The sequence below is a fragment of the Altericroceibacterium endophyticum genome (assembly GCF_009827595.1).
Taxonomy (GTDB): domain Bacteria; phylum Pseudomonadota; class Alphaproteobacteria; order Sphingomonadales; family Sphingomonadaceae; genus Altericroceibacterium; species Altericroceibacterium endophyticum.
Map to the genome: position 1 here is coordinate 38,883 of NZ_WTYT01000003.1, position 22,119 is coordinate 61,001.

Here is a 22,119-nt window from a genome sequence, read left to right on the forward strand (position 1 = left end):
ATCATCCCATTTTCTTGAGCAGCCAGGAAAAGCTGCCGCCACCTCGAGAGGCCATGCCCTGTATCACCAATTGGTGAATCGGGTGAGCCCTGCCGTCGCCGTCTACCCACATGCTTTCCTCCAAGGCAAATTCATCAGCCCCGGAAACGAACTGCCAATAGCTGCCATCCGCAAGAGCGAGCCCGGCGCCTCGGCCATTTTCGGCCAAATTCACCTCTACACCGGGGCCCAGATGGAAACGAATGGCAAAGGGCACCTTCCCCTTTTGGCCATTTCGTCCGGACGGAAGCAGACTATCTTCGCCGCGCAATTCCTCGCCATCATCGCGCAGGATCAGCACCCGCTTATGGATCAGGCCGAAGCGCGATGAATAGCCATCATGGCTGGCCTCAATACGGGTCGCGATGACCGTGCCATCCTGTTCCAGCGGGCGGCGGTCAATTTCAACCGCATTCACCCCTTTGCCCAGCTTGCCATTGATCAGCACGCTGGTGGAATTGGCATCGTCCAGAATGACGGTCGAATGCGCTGCCGTGGCGCGCAATCCCTGCTCGATCCGCACCGGCACCTGTCCGCCAGCAAAAGCAGCGCCGCCGCAATTGACGATCAGGCGTTCACCCGCATGGGAAAATTCAAAAGCCAGTGTCGAAGCGCAGCCATGGCGGGCATGTTTGGCGAGCGGTGGCGGCGCGGCATCCATCTGCAGCACGGAATTGCGCGCGGACACTCTTTGATAGCCCCAATGGCTTGCATCACGCAGCGGCCTTGTGCGCACGCCGCTGGCCGTCACCAGCGCGGCAATATCATCCGGCGCGATCGCTCCGGAACCTTGCCAATTGGCCAGCCCGCCATCGGAATGCACAACACCCAGCAAAGGCGGCACCAGCAAATGCAGCATCGAATCGATCATTTCGGGCACGGTCTGCCCGACTGCTTCATAACAGCTGCGCAATTCGATCAGCAGCTCCAGCGCTTCGATCTGGTCCAGCGGGCTGCGCGACAGAACGCCGCCATCCTCGCCCACGAAATCACCCAGCATCCGCACCAGACCGGCTTCGCCATAGAGACGGCGCGGACGCCCATCTGTCAGCAAAAGCCCGGCGGCCGTAATCGCACACCAACCAGCAAGCGCGGCTAAACCGTCTTCCGCCCGTGCTACATGACGGTCCAGCCAGCGCGCGGTCTCATCGGCTGTATCCAGCACCTTGTCGCGCAGATCCCGCTCCGCACCCGACATGATCCATGGCGCATAGATCAGCAGATTAAGCAGGCGATGCGCGGCATGGGCCACCTTCCAGGGCGCACCTTTGCCCGGTGCGGGGTTCGCGGCCAGCCATGCCGCGGTAATGCGCTCCGCCGTGGGGGCGCATTGATCGCGCGGGGCCGATGCAGCCAGATCGCGCAGCCAGGCGAATCCGTGCAGGCATTTTTCCACCGGCGGGGTCAATTTGGCACTGGGCGAAAAATCGGCCTGCGCGATCCGCATCTTCACCCCGAAGATGAGGAAATGTCCGGCGCGCAGGGCGGTGCCAGCCATGCGATTGCCCTCCAGCGGGCTGGACACCGTTGCCGTCAGGCGCGGGCGCACGGCTTTGCGGAAGGGCGCGCTAATAACCGGCCCGGGCACGCCCATCTGATAGGCCAGCCGCATGAAACGTTCGGCAATATTGGCTGGCGGGGCGGAAAAATGCGCCAAGGCAAGCGACCGCGAAGGATCAAGCGCGGCAAAGGGCTCCCCCTCATCATCAGGTGTGGGATAATCGACCATCGATTGATCGCCTTCCTCCACCCCCGATGTCAGAGGCTGCTGCGCCGTCTCCCGATCACGCGTTTCGCGCTGCCGGGTGACGGCTTGATTCATTCGGAACCGCCCTTCAAGGCGGCGATATTGGCGGCATAATGATCTGCTCCGCCTTTGAATGTGGCAGAACCGGCGACCAGTACATCCGCGCCAGCATCGCGGCACAATTGTGCGGTTTCAGCATTCACGCCGCCATCCACTTCCAGATGGATATCGCGGCCCGTACGATCGATCAGCTTGCGGATCGCTTCAATCTTGCGCAGCTGGCTGGAGATGAAGCTCTGCCCGCCAAAGCCGGGATTAACGCTCATCACCAGTACCAGATCAATCTCGTCGATCAGATAATCGAGCATTTTGGCCGGCGTTGCCGGATTGAGCGATATGCCGGCTTTCTTGCCCAATCCGCGAATCGCCTGCACCGTGCGGTGCGTATGCGGACCCGCTTCGGGATGAATGGTGATGATATCCGCCCCTGCCTCAGCAAAGGCTTCCAGATAGGCGTCGACCGGTGAAATCATCAGATGGACGTCAAAAGGCTTTTCCGTATGCGGACGCAAAGCCTTCACCACGGCCGGGCCGATGGTTATATTGGGCACAAAATGGCCATCCATAACGTCAATATGAATCCAGTCCGCACCGGCTGCGTCAATTGCGCGAACCTCTTCACCCAGACGGGCGAAATCAGCGGACAGGATGGAGGGAGAGATTAAAGACTGGACCATATCACCCTCGCGATTATCCGCAGGCGATACGCGCGGCAAGCGCAACCCTGCCTATTTTCCACATGCATTGCGTTGTTCGCTGATGATAAATGACCAAAATTGGACATAAAAAGCGGAATGCGGCCAAATGGCCTGTATTCATGCTGAGCGGCCAATTCACAGGCGGTTCACGGCAAAACTGCCATTGAGATGGCACATTATGGCTTTACGAGCAGCTTGACCGGTAAAACGGCCCCTGTCTGAACTAAGCCCTGTTAGAGAATTTAAGGATGGATCTATGAACACAGCTTTCCGCAAAGCAGCCAAGGTGCTTACACTCGCGGCAGCTGCGACTCTCCCCTTCGCACTGCCAGCAGCGGCACAGGCAAAATCACCGCCCGCAGGATGCACCGGTGACGAAAAAACCGGGACTTGGCTCAATGTGGTCGCCGAAGGCATGCGCTCCAGCGACGGCTTGCTGGCGATGACGGTCTATCCCGATAAATCCAGCGAATTCCTCGCCAAGGGTGGATCGCTGGATGTCGGCCGGATCAAGGCACAGAAGGGGACAACCCGTGGCTGTGTCTTCCTGCCGAAACCCGGCGTTTACGTGATTGCCTTGTATCATGATGAAAATGGCAACCGTAAATTCGATCGCACCGGGCTGGGCCTGCCGGCGGAAGGGTATGGCTTCAGCAACAACCCGTCGACAATTGCCGGGCTGCCGACGTTCAGCTCCGTGCGCATTGCAGTTCCCAAGACGGGACTGACCACGCGCATCACCATGAAATACCCCTGATCGCAATTGCCCGATCGGGTCGCACAGCCCCGTCTGCAGGTCAGACGGGGCTTTTTCATGTCCGACGGCGGCATGGTGTCTGGCCCTGATTTGAATAGCGGGGTACATTTGGGACATGGACAGCATTCTACTCGACCGGGCCGAATCCTTTTCCAACCGCATCATCGCACTGCGCCGCGCGATTCATGCTGAGCCGGAACTGGGACTGCACACGCCCAAGACACTGGCCAAAGTGCGCGAGGATCTGGCTCACCTGCCGCTGGAATGGCGTGAAGGCCCCTCCACCACCGGTGCCGTTGCGCGCCTGAAGGGCGGGATGGAGGGCAGAACCGTATTGCTGCGCGGTGATATGGATGCCCTGCCGATGGATGAAGAAACCGGGCTGGATTTCGCCTCCAATATAGCAGGCCGGATGCATGCCTGTGGGCATGATACACATACTGCCATGCTGGCGGGTGCCGCGCATATCCTGTGCGAAAGGCAGGCGGACTTGCCGGGCGATGTCATGTTCATGTTTCAACCGGGGGAAGAGGGGCATCACGGCGCCCGCTTCATGATCGAGGACGGATTGCTCTCGCCGCTGCCTGACGCGGCCTTTGCCTTGCACATCATGCCCAATTCACCGCATGGCGTCATTGCCGGCCGGTCAGGGCCTATGATGGCAGCCGCCGATCAGCTTGAAATTACCGTAGAAGGACGCGGCGGCCATGCCTCCATGCCGCATGACACGCGCGATCCAGTGCCGGTGGCCTGCGAAATAGTCACCGCTCTGCAAGCTCTGATCACCCGCCGTTTCAATGCCGCCGATGCCGTCGTGCTCACCATTACGCAGCTCAGCGCAGGCAGCGCGCATAATGTCATCCCTGATATGGCCACTATGAAAGGCACGATGCGCGTGCTGTCGGCGGAAAATCGCAGCGCTTTGCATCAGGCAATCGAGCATTTGGCACACCACATTGCCGCCGCCCACGATATGCTGGCGAAGGTAACGGTAACGCCCGGCTTCCCGGTCACTGTGAATGACAGCAGAGCCGTCGCGCTCGGCGAAAGCGTCGCCTGCGCAGCCCCGAATGGAGCGTTCGAAACGATGGACGCGCCGATCATGGGGGCTGAGGATTTCTCCTATGTGCTCGAAAAAGTGCCGGGCGCCATGTTCTTTCTGGGCGTGGCCAAGGATGGAGCCGACTGGCGCCATTGCTGCGGCATCCATTCCAGCCGGATGATGGTGGATGAAAGCGTATTGCCCCGCGGCACCGCCTTTCTCGCCGGCTGCGCGGAGAAATTTCTGACCGACGGTTGGGGCCAGGCCCGCAGCCGCTGACCAGTTCTGCGATTATGGGTTCTGCCAGTGTTATCCCCCACTGGCGCGGGCGTTTTTCCGCTGCGCATGGAAGCTGGATTGACCATTTCTGTCTTTGCCATCTAAACCCGGGCCCACGGGTATTGCGCAAGGGGACGGGCCGCTGATTATGGACAATGCGGTTAGCGGAAAATCACCGCTCACGCCGGGCAAACCATTGATTTGCTTCTATGACCTTGATCGCACGATCACCAGCAAGCCGACATGGAGCCTGTTTTTATTGCGCAGCGCTATGCACGCGCGTCCCTGGCGATTGGGTTTGATACCCGCCGTCGGTATCGCTGCGGCACTCAAGTCCGGTGGCAGATTGTCGCGCGACCGCCTGAAAGAAGTGATGCACGGATTGATGTTGGGACGCAGCGTGCCAAAGGCGACCATGGAGGAATGGGCCAATAGCTTTGCCGATTATTGTCTGGCCAAAAACATTCGCCCGGGCGCGTTGACCAGCATGGCGCAAGACCGTGCGCAGGGGGGCATGCTTGTGATGGCCACGGCCGCGCATCATTTTTATGCCGAACCCATTGCCCGGCGTCTGAATATGGATGACGTGATCGCGACCAAGGCTGTTCAGTCTGAAAGGCTGATCACGCACCGCCTCGCTGACAAGAACATATACGGCCCGGCCAAATATGCCGCAGTGCAAAGCTGGCTGACAGGGCACGGATATAGCCGCGATGATGTGCATATCCGCTTCTATTCCGACCATGTTACCGATGCCGCTTGCCTTGATTTTGCGGATGAAGCCTTCGCCGTTAATCCCAGCGCTCCCCTGCGTGTTCGGGCAGAGCAGGAGGGGTGGAACGTGGTCGACTGGAACTGAGCGGCCTGCCGCCGTCAGGGGCTGACAACCCCTTCACGGGCCGCTAGAGCAGCCTGGAGACCATGCTTGCATGGATCGACGCTGCCTTTTTCAGGCTGAAAAACACGGCGATGCTGTGCCCTGCCCCTGCCTGAGACTTGTTTCTTCAGGATGCGGCAACCATTAAGGATTAAAGGGTAGAGTGTCATATCGCTCCTGCAAGCGAGCGATAATCAAGTTTATTCCATTTGTTGATGAGGGCCGCTTTGAAAAACATGCTTCAAGCTGGAGTGGCCGAACCGGAGACCTCACGGCTCGTGCACGGTCTGGTAGTGCAGCGCGACGTGGGTGCGGCGGCTGGCGCACAGCATGCCGATGAAGCAGGCGGTTTGCAGCGCAGCAAAACCCCCGTTCCGCCCCATCGGGTGGGAATCATCAGCAATTCACGCGCCCATCGCAACCATGTTAACGGCGAGGAGCCGGTTACGGACAGCCCACAAGTCAAAGGCGTTCTGTATCGCTCACCCCGCTCCCTGCCCGAATTGTCGCGCACCTTGGAGGAGTTTGCCGAGGCAGGTATCGAGCTGCTGATAGTATGCGGCGGCGACGGCACGCTGCGCGATGTCATAACCTGCGCCAGCACAGCTTTTGCGGATGGCATGCCGCGCCTTGCCCTCATCCCCACCGGCAAGACCAATGCTCTGGCGCTGGATCTCGACATTCCGCTGAACTGGAAAATCGCGGACGCGCTGGCCGCGGCTGAAGCCGGCCATATCCGGTGCCGCTCCCCCATCGAAATCTTTCGCCCGGGATCCGAACTTCCGGATTTACGCGGCTTCCTGTTTGGCGCAGGCGCATTCGTCCGCGCAACCGGACTGGCTCAACGCACGCATCAAGCCGGCGCGTTCAGCTCGCTGGCCGTCGGCCTGTCTGTTGGCTGGGCCCTCGCCCAAACCGCCTTTGGCGGGAGTTCCAATGTCTGGCGTTCGGGCGACCGAATGAAGATCACGGCACCTGGCGTAGATGTTGACCGCGATTTTTATCTGTTATGCGGCTCAACCATGCGCAGGCTTCCCTTGAGGCTCAAACCCTTCGGCAAACCGCGCGATGGGTTGAAAGTGCTCGCCGTTGACGCTCCGCCGCGCCGCCTGCCGATCGCAGCGCCCGCCTTGCTGGCTGGCTCAGAGGCATCCTGGCTCGAACGCCTCGGCTATCATCGCGGTCAGGCCGATGAATTCACGCTCTCCATGGAAGGCGGCTTCATTCTGGATGGTGAGCTTTATGCCGGCGGCGATGTCACCATCCGCCGCGGCAAGGAACTGGAATTTCTCGTCCCGTGACCACGTCGCTTCACGATTTCGTGAAAGAAGGCCTGACACAGCCCGTGTCGGCCGAGATCCAGCAGGCTGCGCAGATCATCGGCGAACGGCTTGGCGGGGTGGCCGTGCTATTTTATGGATCGGTTCTGCGTACGAACGACCTGACCGGCTTGCTTGATTTCTACGTCTTGACCGAGGGTGTGCAGCATGGCGGCTTGCGCGGGACCGTCTCACAGCATCTCTGGCCCGATATCAGTTTTGAAGAAACGCGCGTTGGCGACACGCTATTGCGGGCCAAGGTTGCGACCATGCCGCTTGATCGTTTTGCCGCAGCGGCCAGCGGCGATTTGCTGGATACGACCATCTGGACCCGTTTCGTCCAGCCAAGCGCGCTGGTCTGGTCAGCCAGTGACATGGTGACGCAGCGCGTGACCGATGCGGTCGCAGCGGCAAGCCGGACAGCAGCCCGTTTTGCCGCAGTGCTTGGGCCTCAGCGCGGGAGTGCCAGCGATTACTGGACGGCCTTGTTCCGGCAGACCTATGCCACCGAATTGCGGGTCGAACGGCCGGGGCGCGAAAGCCAGATACTGGCCTATAATCCCGAACGATATGAAACTTTGCTGCGGCTTGCATGGCAGGCCGATGCCTTGGAATTTGACGACAATCAGGGCGTTCTTGAACCCGAAATATCCGCCACATTGGCGCGACGCGTAGCCAAAATCTGGCGCACACGCCGGCGCATGGGCAAGGTGCTGAACACTGCCCGGCTGGTGAAGGCAGCCTTCATGCTGGATGGCGCCGCACGTTACGGCCTGTGGAAGATAAAACGTCACACTGGCATCGATATTGCCCTCACCCCCTGGAAAGAGCGTCATCCCGTACTCGCCGCGCCCGGCGTGATGTGGAAAGTATGGCGCCAGAGCGGCAAGCAAAAATGAGTTTTACCGCTCTTGTTCTGGCGGGCTCGCGCGGCGAAGCGGACCGTGTTGCACGCTATGCCGGGGTGCCGGAAAAGGCGCTGATCGAGATTGGCGGCGCAACCATGCTGGCGCGAGTGGTTCAGGCACTGCGCGACGCCGGGGCGGACCGCATCGCAGTGTCCGGCTCGACACAGGCCGTGCGCGATCATGCTGCAGCGCTGGGCGCAGAAGCGCTCATTGCCGAAAGCGGCCCCAGCCTCAGCACTATGGCTGCGTTTGAAAAGCTGGGTGCGCCCTTACTGGTGACAACGGCGGACCATGCTTTGCTGCGACCCGAATGGGTGCGCCAGTTTCTGGCCGACGCACCGGATGACGCCGATGTATGCGCATTGCTGGCACGTCAGGAGGTGATCGAAGCAGCAGTGCCGGAGACACAGCGCACCTATCTGCGCTTTGCCGATGGTGCATGGTCAGGCTGCAACATGTTCTATCTCGCCACGCCAAAGGCGCGCGCGGCAATATCTCTGTGGCAACAGATAGAGGCGGATCGCAAACGCCCCTGGCGGCTGGTACGCAGGTTGGGCGCTGCAACCTTGCTGCGTTATATAGCGGGCCGTCTGTCGCTGGCCGACGCGCTGGGGAAGCTTGGCAAAACGGCGGGTATTTCGGCGCAAATAGTTCCCAGCGATTACGGTCTCGCCGCAGTCGATGTCGATAAACCGGCCGATCTGGATCTTGTTCGCACGCTGGTTGCAAACCCGTCACGCTGAGGAGCCTGACGGGCGTTCTGCAGGGCAATTGGCAGTACCGAAGATACACCCGACACGGCCGAAAACGCGCATATTATTGTCTCTTGGCCCCGGAACGCCTATCTTGATCCATGACCGCCGGAGAGCGGTGCTAAAAAAATGCAGGAGACGATGATGATGGTAAGAGCCTTTTTGGCTGTGGCTGCGTGTGCCGTGGCAAGCCCCGCAATGGCGTCAGCGCCCAATTCTTTCGGACATGAATCCGCCGAACTTCGCCTCGACGGTATCGATTTCGATACTGCTGAGGGACAGAACCGGCTGGCTATTCGGCTGGATAATGTCGCGCACACAATTTGCGGTGACCGTCTGGCAAGCGTGCATTTGGCGACTGCCAAGAAAGCGCGCGAATGCAGAGCGGACGTCATTGCCGATGTGCGCAGTCAGATCAGTCAGCAATTGGCGAAAAAGTCACAAACCGCGCAATTTGCCTCCAGCCGCTAAGTCACACAGCGGCTGAGTTCCGCCCAGCGGAACGGCAATACATTCCGGAGGTAAAACCGGCGAAGACAGGTTTGCTTCGCCGGGTGACACCGCATATGCTGGCGCCATGAACGCCGCGTCATTTCCACTGGCCCGACCGCATGTGCCACCCTTCCGGATTTTACCGTAGCAGTGACGCTTGAAGCGCAAGCGAGACGCGCCTTGGCGCGGGGAGATTTTCCGGCAGCGGCAGACGCAGCCAGACAATTGGTGCATAGCGCCGGGGATCAGCCTTCGGGCTATTTCCTCATGGGTATTATTGCCGCAGAAACCGGACAGATCAGCAAGGCCGTGCCGCTGATCCGCGCTGCGCTGGAACGAGGGGAAGAGGCCGAATATCTCGCCCATCTTGCCCGCTTGCTCATTCTGCTGAAACAGGATGGTGAAGCCGCCCAAGCCGCGCGCCGGGCGCTGGAACTTGATTCATCCGACGCTCTGACGCTGGATACGATCGGCTGCGTGCTGGTGCGGCTGGGCGATCATCTGGCAGCTTTGAAACCCTTTGAAGCAGCGGTTTCAATCGAGCCGGACAATCTCGATTATCGCTATAATCTTGCCGCCGCCTGCGGCTTTACCGGCCACAGCGACGATGCCCGGTCGCATTACGAAGCGATTTTGGCGGCCGATCCGGGTCATGCACGCACACATTACGCGCTGGCCATTTTATCTCGCCAGACTCAGGGTAAAAACCATGTTGCCCGTCTGAAAGACGCCCTCGCCAACGCACAGGATGGCGGTGATGCGTTGCGCATTCGCTACGCTCTGGCCAAGGAAATGGAAGATATTGGCGATGCAGAAGCATTCGACCATCTTTCCGCCGCGAATGAAGAGCATAAGCGCAGCATTGCCTATAATTTCGACCACGATGCGGCGATTTTCGACACGCTTGAGGACGTGTTCGAACAGCAGGCCCCATCTGCGGCCCCCGCCAATGATGCCAGCGGCCCCGTTTTCGTGGTCGGCATGCCGCGCACGGGCACCACGCTGGTGGACCGGATCCTGTCGTCCCATCCGGACATTTGCTCTGCCGGAGAATTGCAGGCGATGCCGCTGGCGGTAAAACAGCTGTCAGGCACACGGTCACGCACGATCATTGATCCTGATACCGTCCGGGCCAGCGCCAGCATTGATCCATCCGCTCTGGGCGCCGCCTATATGGCGCAGGCACGGCATCATTTACCAGCTGATGATATCCGCTTTACGGATAAATTGCCGGCCAATTTCCTCTATATCGGACATATCGCCAGAGCCCTGCCACATGCGCGGATCGTCTGTCTGCAGCGCGGCGCGATGGATACGGTGTGGAGCAATTACAAGAATTTGTTCGCCACCCAATCCGCCTATTACGCCTATTCCTATGATCTGATGGACACGGCCCGCTATTACGCGCGCTTCATGCGGCTGATGCAATTGTGGGACCGGCTTCTGCCGGGGCGGGTGCTGCAATTATCTTACGAAAAATTGGTCTCGGATCAGGAAGCGCAGACCCGCCGCCTACTGGATCATTGCGGTCTGGAATGGGATGCGGCCTGCCTGTCATTTCACAAGAACAGCGCTGCTGTTGCCACGCCCAGCGCCGCACAGGTCCGCCGCCCGCTCAATGCCGATGGAGTTGGCAAATGGCGCACGCATGAACAGGCGCTCGAACCCGTGCGCGCCTGGCTGGAGGCACAAGGCTTCAACGTCTGAAACGCAAACGGGACGCCTGTCCTCTATGAACAGGCGTCCCGCTGATTATCCGATCAAATGATCAGAACTTTACGCGGCCTTCAAGACCCACACTGCGCGGGTTCATCACGACCTGGCGGTAATACCGTACCGCAACACCATCATTCACGCCGATACGCGACCGGTCATTGGCGACCGAGACGACAGCGTATTTGTCGAAAATATTATTGGCGAACAGGCTGACACTATAGTTTTCCATTTCATAGGTCAGCGATGCCCGATGGGTGACAAAGCTTGGCAGTAATTCGCCATAGGCACGTTCCCAGCCCAGCCGCGATGCGACCTTGCCGCGATAGACCGCAGTCCAGTTGGCAACGATATCACCATCACGCACGGGCGTGGTGTAGGTCACACCAAGACTGCCCGAATTCTTGGTCGAACCCGGCAGCCGATCGCCATCAAGTGCGTCAAGCTGCACAAAACGGTTGGAATAATCCCCCGGCGTTTCACGAATGGTCAGAATGCCAGGTACGTCTTCCGTCAGCTTCGCATCCGTATAGGAATAGGTCCCCTGGATCGAAAGCTCAGGCGTTGGCCGCAATTGGAACGAGGTTTCAAAGCCCTTCGATTCAGCCGAACCACCATTCACGGTGATCCCGGTCGCGCCATAAAGAGTGGCAGAATTAACCTGAATACCGTTCCATTTGATCAGGAAGACATTGAAATTGAAGCTCAGCTTGCGATCGAAAAGCTGGCTGCGGATACCCACGTCGATATTCTTGGTCTTGTCCGGTCCATATTGCAGTTCTTCCGGCAGGGCGCAGATGATCTGCTGCCCCGGTTCGATATCTGCCGGACATGGGGCAACGCGGTTCGGCCCCCCGATGCGATAGCCCTTGCTGTAAGTACCATAGAGCATGAAGTCGGGTGAAAATTCATAAGACGTATTGAATTTCCAGACCCAGCCATCCTGTCCAGCCTCACCGCCATTGGCTGGCAGATCATACGGGCTGAGCGGATCGCCCAGAACCGGGAGGGCGGCAGCCCCGGAAATCTCGGAATCATAATCGAAGTAACGCGCACCGGCGGTCACCTGCCATTGCGGCGTAATTTCCAGCGTGCCTTCGCCGAAAATCGCCTTCTCGGTCACTTTCGACGTGACATAGCTGACATATTCCCGCGCTTCCGGGTTGGTTTCCGGGTCGACCCATGGATGATTGGGGATGAATTCCGCGTAGTCACTCTGATATTTGTTTTCGTTGTAAAATCCGCCCAGGACCCAGTTGAAAGGTCCGCCATGGCGCGAAACGAAGCGGATCTCTCCATTGACCTGCTTACGCTTGGTATCCCCATCCGTATAACCGGAGAATGCGGGATAGGATTCATAGCCGTAATCGAGATCAAGCAGCAGATCGGTCACATCGGACTGAGACGCAACGCTGACTTCTGTATAGGCACCCGTGGCAACGACATCGACGATATCGGCGATATTCGCATTCACTTCGGCGCTGGCCAGATGCGCATTGCGCGAAATGGGCTCTGCATACCGACTGGCATTTTCATATCGCCCGGTGCCCAGCACGCCGGCGCCATTTGACTGGGCGCCATCCGTTTTGGTTTTCTGATAGGCGTAGGTCAGAATCAGCTTCAGATCTTCGCTGGTCTGCATCAGCAGCTGATTGCGGGTCGTAAATGTCCGTTCAAAGTTCAGATCTTTGCGGCCATACAGATTGTCCGCATAATCGCCGGGTTCTACACCATCAGTTCCGCCTGGCTGCGGCAGGGAGATGCCGGGCTGCTGCACCAGCAGCGGATAATCGATGAAGCCGGCGTCGAAATAATAGCCAGTGGCCGAACGAAACGCGATGTGATCCTGAACGATCGGCACATTCACCATCGCATCGCCCTGATATCCAACGTCATCACTATGCGACATTGTATAGGCGCGCAGATGACCGGCAGCTTCCACTTTGTTCGTATTGGGACGATTGGGAATGTAGCGGATCGCGCCGGCCAGCGTGCCAAGGCCGTATAGCGTCCCCTGCGGACCAAGCAGCGTTTCGACACGTTCCAGATCGATCAGCTTGAAATCGTAATAGAGCGGAACTTCGCCCATATAGATGCCCAGCGCATCGTCATAGCTGGTGCCGCTGTCATTCACACCCGATGCATTCAACCCGCGCAGGACGATATTACCCGATGACCCCGACCCGGTGTCGAGAATTGTCATACCCGGCGTGAAATCGGCAATATCGCGTACATCGTCGATCCGCTGCTGCGCCAGTTCCTCGGCACTAACGGCCGTGATGTTGATGGGGGTGTCCTGAATAGTCGTACTGCGGCGCGTGCCGGTTACGATAATAGCATCCATCAATGGATCGCTCGTCGGGGAGACGGCTGTTGGCGTCAGCGCAACATCCTGCGCCGATGCCTGTGCAGCGAGGCAGCCCGTGAGTATCGTTGCGGAAAGCAAACCCAGTCGAAGTTTCGCGGAATTTTTCATCTTTTACCCCCCAGTAAAGGTCATGATCTACCCGCTCTCCGGCGCGACGGCCGAAGGAGTACGAGTTTTGAATTGTGTGGATCTGCGCGTGGCCTGCTGCCGTATTTCGGCTTATGGTCAGATGCCCGCTATTGCCCGAAATTAAGAGAAACATCGGGCGGTGAGATCCGGTGTCACTCCTGCATTTCGCCAGATTGCAAACGCCCGCGGGAATGCGCATTGCTGCGCCGTGTGCCGATGGCATCGATCACTGGCTGAAAAGGAAACATAAACTGTTCGTAAATGGACAGGCGCCGGCGTTCATCCTGTCCGACGATGGCGGATTCGCCCTCGCGATAAGTGCCAAAGATCCGGTCAAGCACGATCAGGGAATTGGCATAATTACAGCGCGTGTCTTCATAGCTGAGCGCCGTATGATGCAGACTGTGGTGGCGTATGGTGGTGAAGAAAAAGCCGTAGAGCGCCGGCGGATCAGCGCGGACATTGGCATGTGCAAAGCCCGAAATCACACCGAGCACATTGATCGCGCAGAACACCGCCGCCGGAGAGAAATCGAACAGGGCAACCACGCTGAGACTGATCAGAAACAGCTCTATCGGATTACCCACCGCACCTTTGAGCGCGTTCAGCTGCGTAAGATGGTGATGCGGTGCATGGGTGAGCCAGAGCGGATAGAAATTATGCATCAGGCGATGCATCCAATATTGTCCGAACTCGATCAGGAACAGGACCATCGCAGCCTGCACGATGAAGGGCAGCTCCATCAATCCGGGTGTCGCGATGCCCAGCGCCTGTTTTAAAGAAAGCAGCGGTGCTTCAGCGAAAGTGACGGTCGCCCAGCCGATCACCGTATAGGTCAGCACCACATAGAAGATGTCGGTCGCCAGTTCGCGGCGATTGATGCGCCAGCTTTCATGGCGTTCAAACACCAGTTCCAGACCCTGTGTCCAGGCCATGACAACGATAGCAGCGGCCAGAAGCGAGACCGGGCTTGTCGTGACATCATCCGGTGCAAATCCCCAGAAGAGACAGATGGCCACAACCGTTGCCAGCGGCAGGTAATCAGCAATTTTTGCGAAGAAAGACGGTGCCTCGTCCTGGCGAGCTGCGCCGGCTGGATTTGCCAACACATTTCCCTGCACTGGCGAGGTGCCTGTTTCGGACTGGGGTTGATCCATAGAAAATCTCCCTCTCGGGCTGTCTCCAGCCCAATTGCGAAAATCCTCTCATCAGTCCGTCAAGTCGCTCTATCGGCGAATACAGGGAAAGGTACAGATATTACCAAATGCGTCAAGCGTATTAATTGACACCTTTTTGGCGGATTTAATTTCGAAGTTTCGAAAGAGCTTGCGAAGCTAAATTTATCTTACTTTTTGCCGCGCTTCTGCGAAATAAAACGAATCGCGCGCAAAAGCCGACGGTCCCGAAGCCGTGCTGAAACCGGGGTGTGAGGACTGGAATATTGGTCGCGGTACAACCGCCCGACCTGATCATCGCGCGACCGGACAGGGGCGAGTCACGGGGCAGGCATGTCGCCCCGCCCCGTGCCGTTCAAATGATCAGTGCGACCACCAGGAAATGGTCTGATCGTCATGGGCGGAAGTCCATACGCCCGCATCTGTGTAACGGATTGCCCCGCTTCCGGCAGGTGTACCTAGCCGCGCCGTAACCTCCATCGTCGCAGGATCGATCACGGCAAAAACCTGATCTTCCGTGGTGCGCAACCACACCGATCCGCCGCCTGTGTCGATATCGCCATAGACAAGGGATTCGCCCACTTTCACGCGGCCCGTCACTTCCACATTGTCCGGATTGACCCGGGCGACCGTGCCATCACCCTGTTCCTGCACCCAGACGCCGCCGGCACCAGCAGCAAGAAAGCCCGGCTGCTGGCCAAGTGAAACCGTAGCGACGACGCTGTTCGTTGCCGGATCGATTTTTTGCAAGCTTCGCTGTTCGCTACTTACCGCCCACAGCGCATCAAACCCGTATGCAAGATAGAATGTATCGGGATCGACCGACACCGTGGCGATCACCGCATTGGTGGCAGGATCAACCCGTGCGATTTGACCTTCGCTGGCGCTCGGCACCCAGATAGAGCCCGCGCCGGCGACGACATTCGTCTCCCCCTTGGGATTGGCAATGCCGGTTTCGATAATGTTGCTGATCTCAGCTGTGCCGACATCGATACGGTAGAGATTGCCGCCGGTGCAATTGGCCACCCACAGGGAATAATTTGCAACCGACATCGTGCCGCACGGGCGCGGCATGTCGGTGGATGCCAATTTGCCATCCACGCCCCATTGTTCAACCCGGCCGACATTGGTGACCCAGACAGTGTCGCCATCCACGGCCAGAAAGTCTGCAAAGCCGGGGACGGGCAGCGGCTTTTCAACCAGCATATTCCCCGCCTGCACCGGTTCTTCGGCTGTCGCCATGGTGCAAGCGCACACGGAAGCCGATAGTAAGGCCAATACCAGTTTCTTCATACGCTTACTCCTGTTGCAGACCAGCTCATGTCAGCCGTAACGATAGGGATATTGGTCGATGGTGGTCGTGCTGCGCGTCTGGTTGCAGAGGAACACCGTGCCGGTGAAATAAATGCCCGGTCCGGTGACCGTCTTGGCATATTCAAACGCGTCACGCAGCTGCTCGACCGTCATCTGCACTGGCGCTTCGTCAGGCTGATAGGTCAGGCCGTAAGGATAATCCTGGCCTGTATTGCTGATTTCAACATGGCACCCCATCACATGGGTCACCGGATGGGTGTCGCAAAACTCGATCAGCCGTTTCATGCTGTCGAACCACGGCTCCCAGAAACTGATGTAACAGCGCCCGCGGTAGAACATGTCGCCAGTATAAAGGATCTGGGTATAGCTGTCGTAATACGCGAATTCCGAAATGACATGACCGGGTGACCCCCAGATCAGAATATCGCGTCCACCCAGATCAAGCGTAACCCGTTCTTCCGGGAAATTGGTCATCCCCCAGAAACCGACCATTTCTTCATGGGTCAGCCCCATATAGCGCGTGTTCGGACGATCGGCGAACTGGTTCACAGCCGCATAATGGTCAGAATGCAGATGGCTGAACGCGACCAGCAATTCCATGCTGGCAGGATCACGATCATTGCGGCGGCACCATTGTTCGATCGTGTCATCGACGATACCGCGCAAATCGCAATTGGTCCGCAGGGACACATAGCCTTCATCGAGCAACAGAATCCGGTCATTGCCGAAATAGAGCGGCGCGAAAGGCGCTTCATAACTATAGGCTTTGTTCTGCCGCAGAATAGCGCTGTGTTCATTGTACCAATGCACCTGCCAGGGCGGATCGGTGTTATCCATGCAGGATGGCGATCCGCAGATCCACTTTTCAGGGAAGGTGCCCTTGGCGGGCAGGTTATTCTTGAAATCGATGGGCCGGCCTTGGCTGTCGGGCGATTCCGCATGCGCTGCAACGGCGCCAGAAACTGTGACGGCGGCGGCGGCATTATAAGCAAGAAATGTGCGACGATCCATGAGACTTCGCTTTCTTCAATTAGGGCGTGGAAGCTTGAAAAGCAGCGAGCGCTTTAAAACGGACGAGGAACGCTGATGCGCGGCACACCTTCGGGCCATTCGCGCGTGCGCTGGTCCGGACTGACCCCGTTAAAGAGAACGAAATCGGGCCGGATCAGCATCTTGTCCTGCCCCTGTATCTCGCGGGCATAGATGAGCGCTTCCTCAATCAGTTCCGGCCCCATTTCCAGCGTCCGTTCATAGGGTTTGAAGTTGCGGAAGCGGGGATAGAACTGACCTGGCGCAAACATCATATCAATATGACCGCCCATGACTGAGGTCACCGGATTGGCGCTGGCAAAGGCCTTCAGCCTTTCAAGCGAAGCGACGAAGTCACGATCATTGCCGATGCTGATCCTGCCGGGGAACAGCAGATCACCGGTAAACAGGAAGTCGCAATAGGGATCGTAAAAGCTCACCCCATCAATATGCGCGCCCGGGGTGGGGATCACGCTGATAACCCGGTCGCCCAGATCAATGCGGCCCGTGCCCTGGGGCCAGTTGCCCAGCAGACCGTAAAAGCTCTTCATCGCCGCCAGCGGCTTGGGAACAATGACCGTGTCGGGCCGTCCGGCGAACTGCCGCATACCCTGATTCTGCGCGACATCCTCGCCTGACGTCAGCGCGACCGTAAGCGGCACTTTGGTGCGGCCACGGATCTTTGCCCAGCGCTTGATGATGGCATCCACCGTGTCGCGCAGCGGGTAATGGTCGGCATTGGCGGTCGCCCCGCTATCGATCAACAGCGCGCCCTTATTGCCGAATAGCAGATAGGTGAACGGCGCCTCCCAATGCACGCAGACATTCTGCCGCAGCACGAAGGTGTCTTCATTATACTGTATGATCTGGATGCGCGGATCGGTGTTGGTCGCAGCGACGGTGGAACCGTGGATCCAGCGAAACGCAATGCGGCCCGGCGCGGGACCATCGCACGCATAATCATGCATAACCGGCCGCCGCGGCTCGGGTGGCAAGGCGCTGTCCGTGTTACGCACACCCTCGGGATTATACCCATGCTCCGGGTTCCCATTCGGATAATACCGCCGCTTTGGCGTTTTCGGTTTGGGTGTTAGTTTCGTGGCGGCTAGATCTTGTGGCATCGGCAGGCTCCCAAACGCCGCAATTGCGGCCCAGAATGACTGGCCTGAAAGCAATCCAATCCCGTGATGGCGCTTTGTGTTCGATTATGTCTTAATCGCCCCACCTGACGAACAGCATATGGATATTACGGAATAGATCAACAGTAATAATTTCGATGGACAATCCCGCTATTCGCGGCGATGATCATCGGGCGAAAGGAGTCGAATTATGCTCAACGGGTTCCGCAACTTGGGACGAACCGCACTGTTCGCCTGCGCTATGCTCTTAGCGTCCTGTTCACCTTCCACTGACGAAGCGGCCAAGCCGAAAACCGAGTTTAACATTGGCTGGTCAATCTATGCCGGCTGGATGCCATGGCCCTATGCTCAGCAGGCCGGCATCGTCGACAAATGGGCCGATAAATACGGGCTCGAGATCAACTTTGTTCAGGTCAATGACTATGTAGAGTCGGTCAACCAATATACGGCTGGCAAGCTGGATGGCGTGACCGTGGCGAATATGGATGCGCTGACCATTCCAGCCGCCGGGGGCAAGGACACCAGCGCTATCATCATCGGGGATTATTCCGACGGGAATGATGGCATATTGCTTAAAGGCACGGATGATCTGTCCGCAATCCGCGGCCGGGATGTCTACCTGGTTGAGCTTTCGGTGTCACATTATCTGCTGGCACGCGGACTGGAGTCAGTCGACCTGCCGATGACGGCAGTGAGCACGATCAACACCGCCGATGCGGATATTGCAGGTGCGTTCACTTCGCCCGATATTTCGGCAGTGGTTGCATGGAACCCGCAGCTTTCGACCATGATGGCCGAGCCCGACGCCAACCTCGTGTTCAGTTCCGCGCAAATTCCGGGTGAAATTCTCGATCTGCTGGTCGTCGACACCGCCACGCTGGAGGCCAATCCCGATCTGGGCAAGGCGCTGGCAGGCATCTGGTACGAAACCATGTCGATCATCCAGCAGGACAGCCCCGAGGGTGCAGAAGCCCGTGCGGCGATGGCGCAGCTGGCGGGCACAACGCCCGAATTGTTCGAACAGCAACTGGCCACCACCCATCTCTACGCTGACCCCGCAGAGGCCGTTGCAGAGGCCCGGTCACCTGACCTTATCGACACGATGACCCGGGTGCGGGACTTCAGCTTTGCGCAGGGCCTGTTTGGTCAGGGTGCGCAATTGGCCGATGCGGTTGGCATGTCCTTCCCCGGCGGCAAGACGCTGGGTAATCCTGAGAATGTGACGCTGCGGTTTGACGATCGATACATGCAGATGGCTGCCGACGGGTCTCTTTGAGGGCATGCGGTCTGAGGGGGATCCGAATTCATGAGATGGGTAAATCACAATGTCCGGCGCGGTAATGCCATAATACTCGGCGCGATACCGATCGTGCTGCTCATTCTGCTTTACCTGTTCGTGGCCGCCAATCGCCACGCGATCAATCCAGCCGATAAAATTCTGCCTTTGCCGTCACAAATGGTGGAAGCAATGTCGATGCTGGTGCTCCAGCCTGACCGTTTGTCGGGACAATATCTGTTCTGGGCCGATACTCTGGCGAGTCTCTCGCGCCTTGGTATCGGCCTCGGCATCTCCACCCTGTCGGCGCTGCTTGTCGGGCTGGTGCTGGGGATTCTCCCGCCGGTTCGGGCGGTTTTCGGCCCGCTGGTAACCGGCATTGCCGTGATCCCGCCAATTGCCCTGTTGCCGATCCTGTTTATCGCCTTCGGTCTGGGTGAAACCGCCAAGGTTGCCCTGATCGTGATCGGTATTGCCCCCTTCATGATCAGAGACATCGCAGCCCATATCGGTGCTTTGCCACGAGAACAGATCATCAAGGCGCAAACCCTCGGCGCCAGCAGCTGGCAAGTGATGATCCGCGTCGCCCTGCCGCAGGCGATGCCCCGCCTGATTCAGGCCTTGCGGCTCTCGCTCGGTCCGGCATGGGTATTCCTGATCTCGGCCGAGGCCATCGCCGCCGACATCGGCCTCGGCTACCGCATCTTCCTCGTTCGGCGTTATCTCGCGATGGATGTCATCCTGCCCTATGTCGCATGGATCGCGCTCCTCGCGGTCGTCATCGACTTCCTTCTGACAAAGAGCAGCCATTCCATGTTTCCCTGGGCGCACAGGTCGAACCGATGAGCACGCTAAGCCTCCGCAATGTATGGGTCGAATATGGCGAGAAAATCGTGCTCGAGGGTGTTTCTCTCGACATCGAAGATCGCTCTTTCGTCTCGATCATCGGCCCATCGGGCGCCGGCAAGAGCAGCCTGCTGCGCGTGATATTGGGGCAGGAAGTGCCCTCTCGCGGCACCATCCTGCTGGACGGCGAAGCCTTGCCGCCCGAATGCGGCCCGGACCGGGGCGTGGTCTTCCAGCGCTATTCAGTGTTTTCCCATTTATCGGTTCTGGGCAATACGATGTTCGGCCTTGAATGCGCGCAGGCGCCCTTTGCCGCTCGCTTGTTCGGAACCAAACGTCAGGCGGCGAGGGAGCGGGCGGAGGAAATGCTGGTTGCAGTCGGTCTGGGCGACAGCATGCATCTGTATCCGTCAGAAATGTCGGGCGGCATGCAGCAGCGTCTGGCCATTGCTCAGGCGCTGATCAAACGCCCGCGCATCCTGCTGCTGGATGAACCTTTCGGCGCGCTTGATCCCGGCATCCGCTCGGACATGCATGCGTTGGTGACCAAGCTTTGGCAGGATTACGCTTTGACCGTGATCATGGTGACGCATGATATCAAGGAAGCGTTCTCGCTGGGAACACGCGTGCTTACTCTCGATAAGCGCCGCCACGACCCCCACGCGCCGCATCGTTATGGCGCGACAACCGTTTACGATCTTGAACTGACCAGGAATGCGCGGGCAGACGCCACTCGTGACGATACAGAGGATATGTCCGCCGGATTTCCAACGACATAAACACCAGTATTACGATTGACACATATAATAATACTTGAGAGGATAGGGACATGGCTTCCGACACCACCAGTCTTGCCCGTTTGAGCATGAGCTTGCCGGCCGAATTGTTCCGGCAGCTCGACGTTATGGTCGAAGAACGCGGCCTGCCGTCGCGCTCCCAGTTGATCGCGGAATTGATCCGGCATGCGCTGGCCGATCATGAGGCTCGCTTTCGGCCCGACGACATGCTCGCCGCCACAATCACGCTGGTTTACAAGGGTGATCGCGGCCGCGTGCGCCAACAGCTTGCCGAAACCCAGATCGATTATCTGAAAGAGGTTATTTCCTCGCAGCACGTCTTTCTGGAAGATGATCAATCGCTCGAAGTCCTGCTGGTGCAGGGCCCAGCGAAACGGCTGGAAGAATTATGCGATGCGCTGCGCGGTATTCGCGGCGTTCAACAGCTTCAGCTGGTTACCACCACCGCCCTGCTTCCGCCGTTGCACGATACGGAGGACGGGGAAAAGGAATCCACCCAAAATCCCGCGAAGGAAGAGGCTGCCGCATGACAGCAAATCTCGCCGATCCCATGGCTGCGCGCGACCATGCTCGCGCAATGGCCGGAACCGTTGCCGATGCTATGCCCGTGCTGCCACCGGTAGCAGCGGATCTCCCCAAGGGCGTCGATTCAGACGACCTCATCTGGGAAGAAACGATTGCGGCAGGCGGCTATTCCAGCCGTAAGATCGCCCGCGGGTCACGGGTTCGGCTGATCGATCTTGAAGGCGATGCCTGTGCTTCGCTGCTGCTTTACAATGCCGAAATGCCGACCGAGCGGCTGAATGTCGCTGACACCGTCAAGATCCAGTGGAACGGCTATCTGGGTGAAGGCAAGCTGCTGTTGTCCGATATGGGCCGCGTGATGATGAGCATTATCGCCGATGATGCCGGGACGCATGATGCGTTTTGCGGCACCTCCAATGCCCACACCAATGCGGCAAAATATGGCGAAGGACGCAATAGCGGCCATTGCCCCAATGGCCGGGATCGTTTGCTGCTAGGTTCCGCCAAACATGGGTTGCAGCGCCGTGATGTGCACCCTTGTGTCAATCTGTTCAAAGGTGCGCGGATCGAAGCGGACGGTGCGATTACCCCGCTGATCGGTCCCTATGATCCGGGCCGGTCGGTCACGCTGCGCGCGGAAATGGATGTGATCCTGGTGATTGCGAACTGCCCCCACGTGCTCGACCCCCGGGATAGTTACGAGGTGACTCGTCTGCGCGCCACCGCATGGCGCGGTGACATCACGACGCCAGACGATCCTGTTCGCACTGCCAGTCCGGAAGGATTGCGCGCGTTCGAAAACGTCGAAGATTACTACCGTAGATAAAAAGGACCCTGC

General features: G+C 58.5%; 20 protein-coding genes. 13 read left to right on the forward strand and 7 right to left on the reverse strand.

Annotated features, from left to right (window positions below; genetic code table 11):
• Position 1: 1 nt before the first annotated feature.
• Both GRI91_RS07220 and rpe read right to left on the reverse strand, forming a co-directional pair.
• Positions 2 to 1,861, reverse strand: coding sequence for a heparinase II/III family protein (locus tag GRI91_RS07220; protein WP_160736000.1), 1,860 nt, complete (start codon positions 1,859 to 1,861; stop codon positions 2 to 4).
• Positions 1,858 to 2,523 carry a ribulose-phosphate 3-epimerase gene (gene rpe / locus GRI91_RS07225; protein ID WP_160736001.1) on the reverse strand — a complete coding sequence of 222 codons (666 nt, stop codon included), beginning with the start codon at positions 2,521 to 2,523 and terminating at the stop codon, positions 1,858 to 1,860. The genes GRI91_RS07220 and rpe overlap by 4 nt, the downstream gene beginning before the upstream one ends.
• Before the next feature lie 277 nt (positions 2,524 to 2,800).
• On the opposite strand from rpe, the gene GRI91_RS07230 reads away from it, so the two are divergent.
• From GRI91_RS07230 to GRI91_RS16330, 8 genes are all read left to right on the forward strand, one after another.
• Positions 2,801 to 3,301 carry a DUF2141 domain-containing protein gene (locus GRI91_RS07230; protein ID WP_160736002.1) on the forward strand — a complete coding sequence of 167 codons (501 nt, stop codon included), beginning with the start codon at positions 2,801 to 2,803 and terminating at the stop codon, positions 3,299 to 3,301.
• Positions 3,302 to 3,416: 115 nt separating this feature from the next.
• Positions 3,417 to 4,622, forward strand: a complete 1,206-nt coding sequence (locus GRI91_RS07235) for a M20 metallopeptidase family protein (RefSeq protein WP_160736003.1) — start codon at positions 3,417 to 3,419, stop codon at positions 4,620 to 4,622.
• 148 nt (positions 4,623 to 4,770) lie between these two features.
• Positions 4,771 to 5,481 (forward strand): HAD family hydrolase, encoded by a 711-nt coding sequence (locus GRI91_RS07240; protein WP_160736004.1) that lies wholly within the window; start codon positions 4,771 to 4,773, stop codon positions 5,479 to 5,481.
• A gap of 254 nt (positions 5,482 to 5,735) precedes the next feature.
• The gene (locus GRI91_RS07245; protein WP_160736005.1) at positions 5,736 to 6,800 is read left to right on the forward strand and encodes a diacylglycerol/lipid kinase family protein; all 1,065 of its coding nucleotides are present in this window, start codon (positions 5,736 to 5,738) and stop codon (positions 6,798 to 6,800) included.
• The gene (locus GRI91_RS07250; RefSeq protein WP_160736006.1) at positions 6,797 to 7,717 is read left to right on the forward strand and encodes a hypothetical protein; all 921 of its coding nucleotides are present in this window, start codon (positions 6,797 to 6,799) and stop codon (positions 7,715 to 7,717) included. The genes GRI91_RS07245 and GRI91_RS07250 overlap by 4 nt, the downstream gene beginning before the upstream one ends.
• Complete coding sequence (locus GRI91_RS07255; RefSeq protein ID WP_160736007.1) at positions 7,714 to 8,469, forward strand: nucleotidyltransferase family protein; 756 nt, start codon at positions 7,714 to 7,716, stop codon at positions 8,467 to 8,469. The genes GRI91_RS07250 and GRI91_RS07255 overlap by 4 nt, the downstream gene beginning before the upstream one ends.
• A 156-nt stretch (positions 8,470 to 8,625) precedes the next feature.
• Positions 8,626 to 8,949: a UrcA family protein gene (locus GRI91_RS07260; RefSeq protein ID WP_272917845.1), complete on the forward strand. Its 324-nt coding sequence runs from the start codon at positions 8,626 to 8,628 to the stop codon at positions 8,947 to 8,949.
• 171 nt (positions 8,950 to 9,120) lie between these two features.
• Positions 9,121 to 10,677, forward strand: a complete 1,557-nt coding sequence (locus GRI91_RS16330) for a sulfotransferase (protein WP_160736009.1) — start codon at positions 9,121 to 9,123, stop codon at positions 10,675 to 10,677.
• 61 nt (positions 10,678 to 10,738) lie between these two features.
• Here GRI91_RS16330 and GRI91_RS07270 read toward each other — a convergent pair whose 3' ends face one another.
• The 5 genes from GRI91_RS07270 to GRI91_RS07290 all read right to left on the reverse strand — a co-directional run bounded on the left by GRI91_RS07270 (position 10,739) and on the right by GRI91_RS07290 (position 17,819).
• Entirely contained in the window at positions 10,739 to 13,159 is a 2,421-nt protein-coding gene (locus GRI91_RS07270; protein ID WP_160736010.1) for a TonB-dependent receptor, read from the reverse strand.
• 173 nt (positions 13,160 to 13,332) lie between these two features.
• Positions 13,333 to 14,337: a sterol desaturase family protein gene (locus GRI91_RS07275; protein ID WP_160736011.1), complete on the reverse strand. Its 1,005-nt coding sequence runs from the start codon at positions 14,335 to 14,337 to the stop codon at positions 13,333 to 13,335.
• A 381-nt stretch (positions 14,338 to 14,718) separates the two neighbouring features.
• A complete protein-coding gene (locus tag GRI91_RS07280; protein ID WP_160736012.1) occupies positions 14,719 to 15,648 on the reverse strand; it encodes a Vgb family protein in 930 nt (309 codons plus the stop codon).
• A 30-nt stretch (positions 15,649 to 15,678) separates the two neighbouring features.
• On the reverse strand, positions 15,679 to 16,680 hold the full coding sequence (locus tag GRI91_RS07285; RefSeq protein WP_160736013.1) for an MBL fold metallo-hydrolase: 1,002 nt from the start codon (positions 16,678 to 16,680) through the stop codon (positions 15,679 to 15,681).
• A gap of 53 nt (positions 16,681 to 16,733) precedes the next feature.
• Positions 16,734 to 17,819: an MBL fold metallo-hydrolase gene (locus GRI91_RS07290; RefSeq protein ID WP_160736014.1), complete on the reverse strand. Its 1,086-nt coding sequence runs from the start codon at positions 17,817 to 17,819 to the stop codon at positions 16,734 to 16,736.
• A gap of 208 nt (positions 17,820 to 18,027) precedes the next feature.
• Between GRI91_RS07290 and GRI91_RS07295 the strand changes: the two genes are divergently transcribed.
• The 5 genes from GRI91_RS07295 to GRI91_RS07315 are packed head-to-tail and all read left to right on the forward strand — an operon-like array spanning position 18,028 to position 22,107.
• A complete protein-coding gene (locus GRI91_RS07295) occupies positions 18,028 to 19,113 on the forward strand; it encodes a putative urea ABC transporter substrate-binding protein (RefSeq protein WP_160736015.1) in 1,086 nt (361 codons plus the stop codon).
• A gap of 30 nt (positions 19,114 to 19,143) precedes the next feature.
• Positions 19,144 to 19,959 (forward strand): ABC transporter permease, encoded by an 816-nt coding sequence (locus GRI91_RS07300; RefSeq protein ID WP_160736016.1) that lies wholly within the window; start codon positions 19,144 to 19,146, stop codon positions 19,957 to 19,959.
• Entirely contained in the window at positions 19,956 to 20,738 is a 783-nt protein-coding gene (locus GRI91_RS07305; protein ID WP_160736017.1) for an ABC transporter ATP-binding protein, read from the forward strand. The genes GRI91_RS07300 and GRI91_RS07305 overlap by 4 nt, the downstream gene beginning before the upstream one ends.
• 50 nt (positions 20,739 to 20,788) lie before the next feature.
• Positions 20,789 to 21,286 (forward strand): CopG family ribbon-helix-helix protein, encoded by a 498-nt coding sequence (locus tag GRI91_RS07310; RefSeq protein ID WP_160736018.1) that lies wholly within the window; start codon positions 20,789 to 20,791, stop codon positions 21,284 to 21,286.
• Complete coding sequence (locus GRI91_RS07315) at positions 21,283 to 22,107, forward strand: urea amidolyase associated protein UAAP1 (RefSeq protein ID WP_160736019.1); 825 nt, start codon at positions 21,283 to 21,285, stop codon at positions 22,105 to 22,107. The genes GRI91_RS07310 and GRI91_RS07315 overlap by 4 nt, the downstream gene beginning before the upstream one ends.
• Positions 22,108 to 22,119 lie beyond the last annotated feature (12 nt).

Coding starts and splice junctions, on each gene's coding strand:
- GRI91_RS07315 (WP_160736019.1), top strand. CDS start 21,283: ATGACAGCAAATCTCGCCGATCCCATGGCTGCGCGCGACCATGCTCGC.
- GRI91_RS07220 (WP_160736000.1), bottom strand. CDS start 1,861: ATGAATCAAGCCGTCACCCGGCAGCGCGAAACGCGTGATCGGGAGACG.
- GRI91_RS07305 (WP_160736017.1), top strand. CDS start 19,956: ATGAGCACGCTAAGCCTCCGCAATGTATGGGTCGAATATGGCGAGAAA.
- GRI91_RS07230 (WP_160736002.1), top strand. CDS start 2,801: ATGAACACAGCTTTCCGCAAAGCAGCCAAGGTGCTTACACTCGCGGCA.
- GRI91_RS07300 (WP_160736016.1), top strand. CDS start 19,144: ATGAGATGGGTAAATCACAATGTCCGGCGCGGTAATGCCATAATACTC.
- GRI91_RS07280 (WP_160736012.1), bottom strand. CDS start 15,648: ATGAAGAAACTGGTATTGGCCTTACTATCGGCTTCCGTGTGCGCTTGC.
- GRI91_RS07240 (WP_160736004.1), top strand. CDS start 4,771: ATGGACAATGCGGTTAGCGGAAAATCACCGCTCACGCCGGGCAAACCA.
- GRI91_RS07310 (WP_160736018.1), top strand. CDS start 20,789: ATGGCTTCCGACACCACCAGTCTTGCCCGTTTGAGCATGAGCTTGCCG.
- GRI91_RS07290 (WP_160736014.1), bottom strand. CDS start 17,819: ATGCCACAAGATCTAGCCGCCACGAAACTAACACCCAAACCGAAAACG.
- GRI91_RS07235 (WP_160736003.1), top strand. CDS start 3,417: ATGGACAGCATTCTACTCGACCGGGCCGAATCCTTTTCCAACCGCATC.
- GRI91_RS07275 (WP_160736011.1), bottom strand. CDS start 14,337: ATGGATCAACCCCAGTCCGAAACAGGCACCTCGCCAGTGCAGGGAAAT.
- GRI91_RS07245 (WP_160736005.1), top strand. CDS start 5,736: ATGCTTCAAGCTGGAGTGGCCGAACCGGAGACCTCACGGCTCGTGCAC.
- GRI91_RS07270 (WP_160736010.1), bottom strand. CDS start 13,159: ATGAAAAATTCCGCGAAACTTCGACTGGGTTTGCTTTCCGCAACGATA.
- GRI91_RS07260 (WP_272917845.1), top strand. CDS start 8,626: ATGGTAAGAGCCTTTTTGGCTGTGGCTGCGTGTGCCGTGGCAAGCCCC.
- GRI91_RS07285 (WP_160736013.1), bottom strand. CDS start 16,680: ATGGATCGTCGCACATTTCTTGCTTATAATGCCGCCGCCGCCGTCACA.
- GRI91_RS07255 (WP_160736007.1), top strand. CDS start 7,714: ATGAGTTTTACCGCTCTTGTTCTGGCGGGCTCGCGCGGCGAAGCGGAC.
- rpe (WP_160736001.1), bottom strand. CDS start 2,523: ATGGTCCAGTCTTTAATCTCTCCCTCCATCCTGTCCGCTGATTTCGCC.
- GRI91_RS07295 (WP_160736015.1), top strand. CDS start 18,028: ATGCTCAACGGGTTCCGCAACTTGGGACGAACCGCACTGTTCGCCTGC.